This is a genomic window from Vibrio sp. TRT 17S01 (assembly GCF_050113695.1).
Lineage (GTDB): Bacteria > Pseudomonadota > Gammaproteobacteria > Enterobacterales > Vibrionaceae > Vibrio.
On the sequence record NZ_JBNJOG010000017.1, the window covers coordinates 1 to 11,814 of the forward strand.

Sequence of the window (11,814 nt, forward strand, 5' to 3'; positions counted from 1 at the left end):
GAAGCCGAAGCTTCTAATTGGATTATCATCAACGAGTGCCCACACAGATTGATAGGTTTATATTGTTAAAGAGCTTTTCTTCTTTGTGACTCACATCACTTCGGAAGAGGCGGTCATTCTAGCGAGTTAAGTTTTAGTGTCAACCACTTTTTTCAAACTTTTTATCAAGCGTTTCCGCTTGGCTAATTGACCTGCTGGCTTGGCTTTCGTTTCTTTCGAAGCGTTGCCGTGTCAGCGAGGGGGCATTATAGAGATCACCATCACATTGGCAAGCCCTTTTTGCAGTTTTTTTTGATTTTTTTGCTGTTTGAGTATTTTCTATTCAAAAGTACCTATTTTCATTACTTTTCTATGTCGTAATAGGCTAGAACACTACTAATAAAGGATAAAAAATGAGCTCACTACGCAGTTACAAAGGTATCCAACCGCAAATCAGCCAACGCGTATATATAGATAGCAGCGCAGTGTTAGTGGGTGACATTAAAATTGGGGATGATTCTAGTATTTGGCCTTTAGTCGCGGCAAGAGGTGATGTCAACCACATCCACATTGGTAAACGCACTAATATTCAAGATGGCAGTGTCTTACACGTTACTCATAAAAATGAGGAGAACCCTAATGGTTATCCATTGATTATTGGTAATGACGTTACTGTTGGTCATAAAGTCATGCTGCATGGTTGCATCATTAAAGATCGAGTTCTAGTGGGAATGGGGGCAATTGTTTTGGATGCTGCAATTATCGAACAAGATGTGATGGTTGGTGCTGGAAGTTTGGTTCCACCGGGTAAGGTCTTAGAGAGTGGCTACCTTTATGTAGGTAGTCCGGTAAAGAAAGCCCGCCTTTTAACTGACAAAGAACGAGCTTTCTTACAAAAGTCTGCCGACAATTATGTACAAAATAAAGATGATTATTTAAACCAAGTAAAAGAGCTTAACTAACCACCTCAATAACACCTTCCGGTGTAAATACTTCTTCTTCGATCAGTGTTTCGGCAAGCTCCTCAATCTCAAAGCGGTTTTGGTTGAAAATCTCAAGGGCTTGCTGTTCCCCCTCTATTTTTGTACCCGCTATTTTTTCCAGCTCTGCGCTTGTGAGTATGCACTCTATAAGCGCACCACTGTATTGAGCAGGAAATCGGATTGTCCGTAGCTCCGCATCCCATGATTGAATGTCAGGAAATAAGATTGACTGATTCACGTTAAATACCTTCTAAGTTCTTACGCAATTCTCGTAAAACTTGTTTTGTACCTGGCCTTAATCCTCGCCACAACATAAAGCTTTCTGCCGCTTGACCAACTAGCATGCCAAGACCATCATAAGCCGCTCCTGCGCCGCTCTCCAAAGCCCATTGATTAAAGACAGTTTGACCAGAACCATACATCATGTCGTAGGCATAGGTATGTGTAGCGAATATGTGGTTGGAGATCGCTGGTACATCACCACTTAAACTTGCAGACGTCGAATTAATCACTACATCAAAGCTGTCTGTAATGTCTTCCATCGCTACAGCCTCTATTTTCCCGAAAGGGGAGAATAACTCTGCAAGTTGCTGCGCTTTAGCAAGTGTGCGGTTGGTGATTATAATTTGAGATGGTTTTTGATCGATTAATGGTTTGATAACACCTCTTGCCGCGCCCCCTGCACCGATCAGTAATATTCGTGCGCCTTCAAGGGGAACTTGATGTTGTAGTAAATCTTGAACCAACCCTTCCCCATCGGTGTTATCACCAATGATGTCACCATCATCCAGCTTCTTGAGTGTATTCACCGCGCCCGCAAGCTGAGCACGTTCTGTCAGACGGGTTGCAAACTGATACGCTTCTTCTTTAAATGGTACGGTAACATTGCAACCTTTACCGCCCGTAGCAAAAAACATTTTAGCAGCACTGGAAAACTCGCCAACAGGCGCCAACTCAGCACTGTAGATCAATGGTTGATTTGTTTGACGAGCAAATAACGCATGAATAAAAGGCGATTTACTGTGTCCAATCGGATTACCAAAAACGGCATAACGGTCTACTTGCTGTGTCATATCCTTACCTACCAAAATGCAAAAGGGTCAACTTAACTTAGTTGACCCTATCACTATTTCATATCAGGAGGAAAGTGTTACCAATCTCGTGGTTTGAGGTAACGCTCGTAAAGCTCAGCTTCAGCGGAACCTGATTCAACTTGATAACCATATTCCCATCGAGCTAAAGGCGGCATCGACATCAAGATAGATTCTGTTCGTCCACCACTTTGCAAACCAAATAGCGTTCCGCGATCATAGACTAAATTAAATTCCACATAGCGGCCTCGGCGATACAGCTGGAATTGACGCTCACGTTCTCCATAGGGTGTCTCTTTACGGCGGTCAACGATTGGCAGGTAAGCTGCTGTGTAACCATGACCAACGGCTTTTATGTATTCAAAACACTTGTCGAATGGCCACTGATTTAGATCATCAAAAAATAGGCCACCGACACCTCGTGTTTCTTCACGGTGTGGCAAGTAAAAATACTTATCACACCAAGCTTTGTGTTCAGAGTAAACATCATGCCCAAATGGTTCACACAGCTCTTTTGCTGTGTTATGCCAGAATTGGCAGTCTTCTTCAAAGGGGTAGAATGGCGTTAGGTCAAACCCACCACCAAACCACCAAATTGGTGCCTCGCCTTCTTTTTCGGCAATGAAGAAACGCACGTTAGCGTGAGAAGTGGGCACATAAGGGTTTTTGGGGTGCATGACTAAGGAAACCCCCATCGCCTCAAAACGGCGCCCAGCCAACTCAGGACGATGCGCTGTCGCTGAAGCTGGCATTTCTTTTCCAACCACATGGGAAAAGTTCACACCACCTTGCTCAAAAATGGCACCTTCACGCATGACACGAGATCGACCGCCTCCTCCTAGCTTATCTCCCGGCTCTCGATGCCAAGCATCTTCGATAAACTCCGCTTGGCCATCCTCTTGCTCCAATTGATGGCAAATGGTGTCTTGGAGCTCCATTAGAAACTGTTTTACGGCGTGTTTATCGATTGTTGACATGCTTTCCTTACCTTAAAAATGCAGAGTTAACCCTGTCTTAATATTTGGGATGTTTTGGCGTCGCGAATTTCACTGGGTTTGTTACGACCACTGGTTTCACCATGTAAGATCGCCACAAGTCGCTCACCTAATTGCAATTCAACTTCTTCTGTCGTCATACAAGGAGGTTGCCCAGTAAGATTGGCACTGGTAGAGGTTAGCGGCTTTCCAAACGCATTACACATTTTTTGCACCAAAGGATGATCCGTTACGCGCACTGCAATTGAATCAAATTGCCCAGAAACCCAATGAGATACCTTATCACTACATGGCATAATCCAAGTCACAGGGCCAGGCCACGTAGCTTGCACGGTGCTTAGCTGCTCAGCGGTCAACTGGGTTTCATCAATATATGGCAATAGCTGCTCGTAGCTGGCAGCAATCAAAATGAGACCTTTTTCTACTGGACGCTGCTTAAGAGTCAGCAATTTTTGGATGGCTTCAGGGTTGTCCGGATCACACCCTACCCCAAATACCCCTTCTGTCGGGTAGGCAATTACTTCTCCTTGTTGGAGTGCGTTGAGTGCTTGTTCAAAATTATCCACCAAGTACTTCCTATGTCTTTATTCGCTGTTATGTTGTTAAGTTTACAAATAATCAACCAAAGAGACTAAATCTATTTGTTTATAAAATGTATCAACCTAAATTAGACCAAGCACGCAAACGTTTGCTTAAGGCTAAAAACCCCGTATAATGCCCACAAAATTTATCTGCTCACCCAATTTTGTAGCTTGAAGGAGTTTGAGATGAAAGTCGGTATCATCATGGGTTCAAAATCTGACTGGCCAACCATGAAGCTGGCCGCTGACATGCTAGATCAATTTGGCGTACCTTACGAAACAAAAGTAGTTTCTGCACACCGTACTCCTCAACTTCTTGCCGATTATGCTTCCAGCGCTAAAGAGCGTGGTATTAAAGTGATTATTGCTGGCGCTGGCGGTGCCGCCCATCTACCGGGTATGGCTGCTGCATTCACGAGTATTCCCGTACTTGGCGTTCCCGTACAATCACGAGCTTTAAAAGGCATGGACTCTCTACTTTCAATCGTACAAATGCCCAAAGGTATTGCTGTTGGAACTCTTGCCATTGGTGAAGCAGGTGCTGCAAACGCCGGGATCCTAGCGGCGCAAATTCTCGGCATTCATGATGAGGCTATTATGGCTAAAGTTGAAGCTTTCCGAAGTGAGCAAACGGAGACCGTACTTGCCAATCCAAACCCAGCCGAGGATTAATCCCATGCATGTACTGGTTTTAGGTGCTGGTCAACTCGCTCGAATGATGTCATTGGCAGGAGCTCCACTCAATATTCAAATTTCCGCTTACGATGTCACAAGCGGTCATGTGGTTCACCCACTCACTCAACATATTCTCGGTCACAGCCTAGAAAACGCTATTGAACAAGTGGATGTGATCACTGCTGAATTTGAACATATCCCACATGATGTACTTGGTGTTTGTGAAGCGAGTGGTAAGTTTCTACCCAGCACAGAAGCAATTAAAGCTGGCGGCGACCGCCGTTTAGAAAAAGCACTTCTTGATCACGCACATGTGCGTAATGCCAAATACTATGTCATCCAAACACGCGAAGACTTTGATCGTGCGATAGAGCATGTGGGTATGCCTATGGTGCTCAAAAGCGCTTTGGGTGGTTACGATGGTAAAGGCCAATGGCGTTTAAAAGAAGCCACCCAAACCGATGCCATCTGGATGGAAATGGCGGAATGTATCGCAGCGACACCGACACAGGCAATTGTTGCTGAAGAGTTTGTTCCATTTAGTCGAGAAGTCTCTTTGGTGGGCGCACGAGGTAAAGATGGTACCGTTGAAGTCTATCCACTGGCAGAAAATATCCATACAAATGGGGTGTTGAGTCTGTCAACGGCCATCGACGCACCTGAGCTACAGGCTCAAGCACAACAAATGTTTACTGCTGTTGCTGAGAGTTTAAATTATGTGGGCGTACTGGCATTAGAATTCTTTGATGTAGACGGTTCTTTGCTAGTGAATGAAATTGCACCACGCGTACACAATTCAGGTCATTGGACACAACAAGGGGCAGAAACCTGTCAGTTTGAGAACCACCTACGTGCTGTGTGTGGCATGCCTTTAGGCAGCACAAAACTGATCCGTGAAACGTCGATGATTAATATCCTTGGCGAAGATGCGTTACCAGAAGCGGTATATCACCAGCCAGGGGTACACGTTCATTGGTATGGTAAAGAAAAACGTACTGGTCGTAAGATGGGACACATTAACGTATGCGGTGACTATTCTGGTGAGCTTCAACGACGCTTAAATGCATTAGCTCTTTCTTTAGGTATTGATAAATTTCCAGCTCTAAAATAAAGACATCCGTGACATCCAATAAAAAGAGATGCTTTAATTAAAGCATCTCTTTTTTTGTTTAGCGTTGAGATATTTGCTTATAAAGTGCGGCGTAATACGTTTCAGGATCATGATGTTGTTTCATCTTGTCCAATAGCGTATTGGGGTTACTAATGAGACTACGATCATCAAACACAGCTTTCACACGCTCTTTAATACCATCAATGATGATACGTCGGTGCTCTTCTCGCGATTGATTAGAAGTGACCACTATTTCTTTAAATTGATTTTGTTCTACCGGAATCAATAGATCTGAGTAGTTAATTTCAGGTAATGCTCGAACATCCGTAGTAATTACAGGCAAACCTGCAGCTTGCATCTCCAACACAGAATAACCATAAGTATCCGCCCACGTTGGTAACAAACCAACATGATGATTCTTGATCATTTCAATAACCTGTTGATTAGGGACTTCTTTTAGCATTGTCATAGAAGGGTGATTGTCGATTATCTTTTCCACACGACTATGAAACTCAGTGCTATCATCAAATTTACCTAACGCATAGTTACTACGTAAATCAAAGCTACCTATCAAGGTCAACTTAAAATCCGAATGTCCAAGAATTCCCTCATTTACTAATTCATCAAAGGCAAGTACAGCTTCGGCTCCACCTTTTCGGTAAAAATCGCGTCCAATATAGATAAACTCAAGGCAGTCATTAAAATTCTTTTCGACACTATTATGGATTAGTTCTTGAGGTGCATGGGTAACCGTCAGCTTATTCGCTATCTTTTCTTTATATTCAGGATAAAAGTCAAGCAATGCTAACTGTATCTTTTTCGCACTTTCAGATAGCGCATTGATACCGAGACAGCTGTCATTTGCCATCGTAGCAATACGCCCCTTAAGAGAAGCATTCGATAGAAATGCAGCATCAATAGAGTTAAAACGATGAAAATCAATAACAGAGTGATGTCTTGGTATCATGGTCTCAAAGATACTGACCCAGTTTTTACGGGTTGGACTCACGTCGTTAAAAAACAGATAAGCATCAATGTCTTTTCTTTCATAGAAAGGGTGAAATTTATACATATCCTGAGGAATAGATAACTTCTGCTTGATGAAACTGAGATAACGTGCAGCATTAAAGTTCCTAAGGTTCACAGTCTCATAATGTGATGTGCCTGTAATACAACGCTTTTCAGGATACCCAAACCTAGATAAACCAATTCTCATGAACAACTTCCTACACAATTACCCATCTAAATCCACTATTACTCCGCTACATTCGACATAAAAGCATAGGAATCAGGGCGTGTTAAAATTTCGCCATAGGTTATCACTTAGAAGTACTCAATAATAAGACAGCCAATTAGATAATTGCTTATCTCAAGCTAGCAAAAAATATCGTATAGAACTTAGTAGAATTATTGAGCCTGCTGACATTTACGCTTAGCACATTGCAGCTTCACACCGCTTGCTAGCTTCTTCTCAACCAGCAAAGGGAAGCCACATACTTCACAGTGGCCTTTTACTGGGGGCAGGTTCACCGCGAACTTGCATTTTGGGTAGTTATCACAAGCGTAAAAAACTTTTCCAAAACGTGTTTTACGTTCAACTAAATGACCTTTACCACACTCAGGACACATATGGCTTTCTTGAGCCGACTGCTCTGGTTCGGGCTGATTGAGGGATTCAATATGATGGCAGTCAGGGTAATTGCTGCACCCTACAAACATGCCATATCGGCCTTGGCGCAATACGAGTTCATGCTGACACTCCGGACAGGCAACCCCGAGCTCCTTAACAATATGTCCATCATTTTGATGTAAAGGGCGAATGTACTCACAGGTAGGGTATTGATTACAGCCCAGAAAAGGGCCGTGTTTACCATGGCGAAGAGTAAGCTCTCCGCCACAGGATGGACAAGGCTCATGTTCTAGTGCATGTTCGTGAGCACTGAACAAGGTGTTATCGATTTTATGGCTCATAATGGAAAATCAGCTCAATGCAAGATACCTTGCTCTTTGGTGTACAGTAGCTCTTCCATTAGCGTATAAGCGTTTTCATTCCCCGGCACATTGAACAGCACCATCAGAACAATCCACTTTAGATCATCCAATTCAAATTCATCAGTTTCTAACCCCATGACTCGATCAATGACCATTTCTCGAGTTTCTGTGGTAAGTACATTGACCTGCTCAAGGAACATTAGAAAGCCACGGCATTCTATATCCAAGCGTTCACGCTCTCGATTCGTATAAATTCGAGTTGACGCTGCACTGCTGACAGAAATTGCCGAATGCTCATCACTTTGCTGCAACGCAGCCAGCTCTTCAAGCCAGATCAGGGCTTTATAAATGTCTTGCTGGTGAAAACCAGCACGTTGTAGCTCTTCTTCGAGCTCGTCCTGATTTACCTGTAACTCCGCATCGCTATGGATGTAAGTCTCGAATAGATACATAAGAATATCCATCATCATAGCTAGCCCCTCCCCTTTCGAATATAGCCACCTGAAACTGCAACAACATGCCCTAAGAGCTCTAACTCTAAGAGCTGCATCATGACTTCTTGAACAGGTATATGGGTCCTGCTTGCAAGAATATCAACTGGTGTAGCCTTACTTCCTACGTTAGCTAACAGCTGAGGAAATGGCAATTCTTCTTTGCTATCAATTTGTTCAAAAAGTGAAGCTTGAATTGGCACTGTTACTGATTTAGACCACTCTAACAGGTGATCAATTTCATTTAAAATATCTTCAATATTCTGAACGAGGCAAGCACCTTGTTTTATCAATAGGTTACTACCTCGGCTCATCACATTGTGAATAGACCCGGGCACCACAAACACTTCTCGGCTTTGCTCTGCGGCATAGCGCGCTGTAATTAACGAGCCACTTTTTTCTGCCGCTTCTACCACCAGCACCCCCATCGACAAGCCACTAATGATGCGATTGCGGCGCGGAAAGTTCTCTGGTCTTGGCTTAGTATCTGGATGAAATTCAGAAATCAACGCACCGTTTTCTAAAATACGCTGTGCGAGTTTTTTATGTCGTGCCGGATAAATATGATTAAGGCCAGATCCCAATACGGCAATCGTCTTACCTTGGCGCCGCAATGCACCGTCATGAGCAAAGCCATCAATCCCAAGCGCCAGACCGCTAGTCACAATCATATTTTGTTCAACTAATTCTCCAGCAAAGTGGGTTGCCGCTTGCTGACCATCAATACTGGCATTACGGCTACCGACAATACCAATTTGAGGCTGGATTAAGCATTCTATTTGTCCTTGAACGAACAACACTGGTGGCGCAGCAGGAATTTGTTTTAGCAGCGGTGGATATTCTGGTGATTCAAGTGTGATGATGTGGCGATCTGGCATAGCATCCAACCATTGCAATGCTGATGTCACCAGCGCATCAGCTTGAGTATGGATGAATGCGATCTGCTTCTCTTTTAATCCCATAGAACGCAAAATCGTGGCATTAGAAGCCACGATTTTTGTTAATGGATTGGCGCTGCGCAGTTTGCTTATCGTTTTAGGCCCAAGTCCCGGGGTAAAATGCAACGTTAACCAAGCGCTCAACTCCTGCTGATTCATAGCATTAATTGGCACTTTCAGCGACAGGCTCCACTGCAACGGTCTCTGCTTCGATGATTGGAGCACGAGCCTCGGTTGCTTTACCAATCGGTTGGGTACTCTGCGTCACCAGCGCTAAACTGAAATGTGGATATGGGCGGATCACCATCAAGTTACCCACTTTGGTATCTGGTAATTTTAGCTTGTCATCACTTGCTTGACTCAGTTGTTGCGACTGATGCTTTTTACCAACCACATGACTACCGATCTCATACAGCTCAAACATACTGCCTTGACGCAAGTCATCTTCTTCACCACGATCGATCACAACAACCTGATTCTGGCCCACATACTGGCTACCATCCAGAGACCCTAGGATATGGGCCACACTGTTCTCAGGTGATGGTACTGGGTAAAACGTGGTTGAAAGATTGAGGATTTCAATACCCACATCAGGCAGCGCAATATCATCCACCTGAACTTCCTGCACCTGATTGAGTACAGACAAGCCTGTCATTCCCTCGTCCGATTCGACCAATTTGGCACTGGCGACTCGCTTTAATGCGATCATCACCTGCTCATCGCGCTCAAACTCTGCAACCGGACGATAAATGCTCCATTCTGTATGTGTATGACTACCACTGATGTATAGCAGCTCTTGTTGCGTTAGATATTTTTTACCTTTACTTGAACCCAAAACGCGTTCGCTTTTATCCAGCTCAGCTTTGTCGATCAAACGATCCGATTCGAGATAAGGAAGTACAAGACCTTTATTAAGCGTCGGTACCGCTTCTTTTTCCAAAACACGAACTTTGGGGCTTAGCTTCACCATCGACTTTAAGCTCAAGACAGGCTGGCCATTACGCCAAATCAAACTCAGCTTATCTCCGGGATAGATCAAATGTGGATTATCGATATCTGGGTTAACTTGCCACAAGCGAGGCCAGAGCCAAGGGCTATCAAGATACATCGCCGAAATATCCCACAGCGTGTCCCCTTTAATCACGGTATAGGTTTTAGGGGCATCCTCCTTGACGGTTAGAGGTGCTTCACTTTCGCCTGCAAATACTGAGGCGGACATAACTAATGAAAGTAATGTACTGGCGGAATAACTCAAAATACGAGACATACCTGCAAATCCTTGGCTAGCTTAACTACATTGTGAGTAAAAAGGTCTCAGCCCAAACCCGGGCAAAGAAAGAGAAACCTGTTCAAAAAACGTAATGATGCTGTCATTTGGGTTGTAAAATGTCTAGAATTGAGCCAACGAGGTTTATCCTGATTCGGCACAGTTCAACATTTCGAGTGTATATGTCTGTATTACAAGTATTAACATTCCCAGATGATCGTCTTCGTACCGTGGCAAAGCCGGTAGAAGCCGTGACTCCAGAGATCCAAAAAATCGTCGATGACATGCTAGAAACCATGTACGACGAAGAAGGTATTGGCCTAGCAGCAACTCAGGTTGATATTCACCAACGTATTGTCGTGATCGATATTTCTGAAACCCGTGATGAACCACGAGTTCTGATCAACCCAGAGATCACTGAAAAACGCGGTGAAGATGGCATTGAAGAAGGCTGTCTTTCTGTCCCAGGTGCTAGAGCGCTGGTTCCTCGCGCAGCGGAAGTAAGCGTTAAAGCCCTAGATCGCGATGGCAAAGAGTACACCTTTGATGCTGACGATCTATTAGCGATTTGTGTGCAGCATGAGCTTGACCATTTAGAAGGCAAACTTTTTGTCGATTACCTTTCGCCTCTGAAGCGTAAGCGCATTCAAGACAAGCTAGCCAAAATTAAGCGCTACAACGAGAAAAACGCAAACAGAGCTTAACCGCTAACTCACAAAAGGAATGTACCTTGAGCAAACCATTAAAAATTGTTTTTGCTGGTACTCCGGATTTCGCCGCCCGTCATTTGGCGGCGTTGTTGTCTTCGGAGCATGAAGTTATTGCTGTTTACACGCAGCCAGATCGCCCTGCTGGTCGAGGTAAAAAACTGACTGCAAGCCCAGTGAAGAACATTGCCCTTGAGCATAATATTCCGGTTTACCAACCAGAAAACTTCAAATCAGATGAAGCAAAGCAAGCGCTTGCTGACCTCAATGCAGATCTTATGGTTGTTGTGGCTTACGGCCTATTGCTTCCTCAAGCGGTACTCGATACACCAAAGCTTGGTTGTATCAACGTTCATGGTTCTATTTTACCTCGTTGGCGTGGTGCAGCGCCGATTCAACGCTCAATTTGGGCGGGAGATAAAGAGACAGGCGTCACCATCATGCAGATGGATATTGGTCTAGATACTGGCGATATGCTTAAGATTGCAACCTTGCCTATCGAAGCCACCGACACGAGCGCAATCATGTATGAGAAATTGGCTGAGCTTGGCCCAGATGCATTAGTCGAATGTTTAGCAGATATCACGGAAGGTAAAGCCATTCCTGAAAAGCAGAATGATGAGCTGGCGAACTACGCGAAAAAGCTAAGCAAAGAAGAAGCACGCATCAACTGGCACGATGACGCAGAACATATAGAACGCTGCATTCGCGCCTTTAACCCATGGCCGATGAGCCACTTTGAGGCGGCAGAAAACAGCATTAAAGTCTGGCAAAGCCATGTTGCTGAGCAAGACAGCACAAAACCTGCTGGTACCATTATCCAAGCGGATAAAAGCGGTATCTATGTCGCAACGGGTAAAGGTGTTTTAGTGCTAGAGCAATTACAAGTGCCGGGCAAAAAAGCCATGCCAGTACAGGATATTCTCAATGCTCGCGCTAACTGGTTTGAAGTTGGCAGCGTACTTAGCTCCATTGAATCCGAATAATCCTTAATTTATCAGAAC

General features: G+C 44.2%; 14 protein-coding genes. 5 read left to right on the forward strand and 9 right to left on the reverse strand.

What is annotated here, in order from left to right:
- The first annotated feature begins 392 nt into the window (after positions 1 to 392).
- Positions 393 to 941 carry a gamma carbonic anhydrase family protein gene (locus ACQEXS_RS19165; protein ID WP_427014868.1) on the forward strand — a complete coding sequence of 183 codons (549 nt, stop codon included), beginning with the start codon at positions 393 to 395 and terminating at the stop codon, positions 939 to 941.
- On the opposite strand, the gene ACQEXS_RS19170 is transcribed toward ACQEXS_RS19165, so the two are convergent.
- The 4 genes from ACQEXS_RS19170 to ACQEXS_RS19185 form a co-directional block, all read right to left on the reverse strand.
- The gene (locus ACQEXS_RS19170) at positions 934 to 1,200 is read right to left on the reverse strand and encodes a DUF1488 domain-containing protein (protein WP_427011747.1); all 267 of its coding nucleotides are present in this window, start codon (positions 1,198 to 1,200) and stop codon (positions 934 to 936) included. The genes ACQEXS_RS19165 and ACQEXS_RS19170 overlap by 8 nt on opposite strands.
- A gap of 1 nt (position 1,201) precedes the next feature.
- Entirely contained in the window at positions 1,202 to 2,035 is an 834-nt protein-coding gene (aroE, locus tag ACQEXS_RS19175; protein ID WP_427014869.1) for a shikimate dehydrogenase, read from the reverse strand.
- 77 nt (positions 2,036 to 2,112) lie between these two features.
- Entirely contained in the window at positions 2,113 to 3,030 is a 918-nt protein-coding gene (gene hemF / locus ACQEXS_RS19180) for an oxygen-dependent coproporphyrinogen oxidase (RefSeq protein WP_427014870.1), read from the reverse strand.
- Positions 3,031 to 3,056: 26 nt separating this feature from the next.
- The gene (locus ACQEXS_RS19185; protein WP_367987744.1) at positions 3,057 to 3,614 is read right to left on the reverse strand and encodes an L-threonylcarbamoyladenylate synthase; all 558 of its coding nucleotides are present in this window, start codon (positions 3,612 to 3,614) and stop codon (positions 3,057 to 3,059) included.
- 201 nt (positions 3,615 to 3,815) lie between these two features.
- On the opposite strand from ACQEXS_RS19185, the gene purE reads away from it, so the two are divergent.
- Complete coding sequence (purE, locus tag ACQEXS_RS19190; RefSeq protein ID WP_427014871.1) at positions 3,816 to 4,301, forward strand: 5-(carboxyamino)imidazole ribonucleotide mutase; 486 nt, start codon at positions 3,816 to 3,818, stop codon at positions 4,299 to 4,301.
- Positions 4,302 to 4,305: 4 nt separating this feature from the next.
- Entirely contained in the window at positions 4,306 to 5,415 is a 1,110-nt protein-coding gene (locus tag ACQEXS_RS19195) for a 5-(carboxyamino)imidazole ribonucleotide synthase (protein ID WP_427014872.1), read from the forward strand.
- A gap of 58 nt (positions 5,416 to 5,473) precedes the next feature.
- Here ACQEXS_RS19195 and ACQEXS_RS19200 read toward each other — a convergent pair whose 3' ends face one another.
- The 5 genes from ACQEXS_RS19200 to ACQEXS_RS19220 form a co-directional block, all read right to left on the reverse strand.
- Positions 5,474 to 6,631, reverse strand: a complete 1,158-nt coding sequence (locus ACQEXS_RS19200; protein ID WP_427014873.1) for a glycosyltransferase — start codon at positions 6,629 to 6,631, stop codon at positions 5,474 to 5,476.
- 191 nt (positions 6,632 to 6,822) lie between these two features.
- Entirely contained in the window at positions 6,823 to 7,386 is a 564-nt protein-coding gene (locus ACQEXS_RS19205) for a topoisomerase DNA-binding C4 zinc finger domain-containing protein (protein ID WP_427014874.1), read from the reverse strand.
- Positions 7,387 to 7,400: 14 nt separating this feature from the next.
- On the reverse strand, positions 7,401 to 7,877 hold the full coding sequence (locus ACQEXS_RS19210; RefSeq protein WP_367987740.1) for a DUF494 family protein: 477 nt from the start codon (positions 7,875 to 7,877) through the stop codon (positions 7,401 to 7,403).
- A 2-nt stretch (positions 7,878 to 7,879) separates the two neighbouring features.
- A complete protein-coding gene (gene dprA / locus ACQEXS_RS19215) occupies positions 7,880 to 8,995 on the reverse strand; it encodes a DNA-processing protein DprA (protein WP_427014906.1) in 1,116 nt (371 codons plus the stop codon).
- 4 nt (positions 8,996 to 8,999) lie between these two features.
- A complete protein-coding gene (locus ACQEXS_RS19220) occupies positions 9,000 to 10,103 on the reverse strand; it encodes a LysM peptidoglycan-binding domain-containing protein (protein ID WP_427014875.1) in 1,104 nt (367 codons plus the stop codon).
- 182 nt (positions 10,104 to 10,285) lie between these two features.
- Between ACQEXS_RS19220 and def the strand changes: the two genes are divergently transcribed.
- Positions 10,286 to 10,807, forward strand: a complete 522-nt coding sequence (gene def / locus ACQEXS_RS19225) for a peptide deformylase (protein ID WP_427011754.1) — start codon at positions 10,286 to 10,288, stop codon at positions 10,805 to 10,807.
- Between the two features lie 26 nt (positions 10,808 to 10,833).
- Positions 10,834 to 11,796, forward strand: a complete 963-nt coding sequence (gene fmt, locus ACQEXS_RS19230) for a methionyl-tRNA formyltransferase (RefSeq protein WP_427014876.1) — start codon at positions 10,834 to 10,836, stop codon at positions 11,794 to 11,796.
- The last annotated feature ends 18 nt before the right edge of the window (positions 11,797 to 11,814 follow it).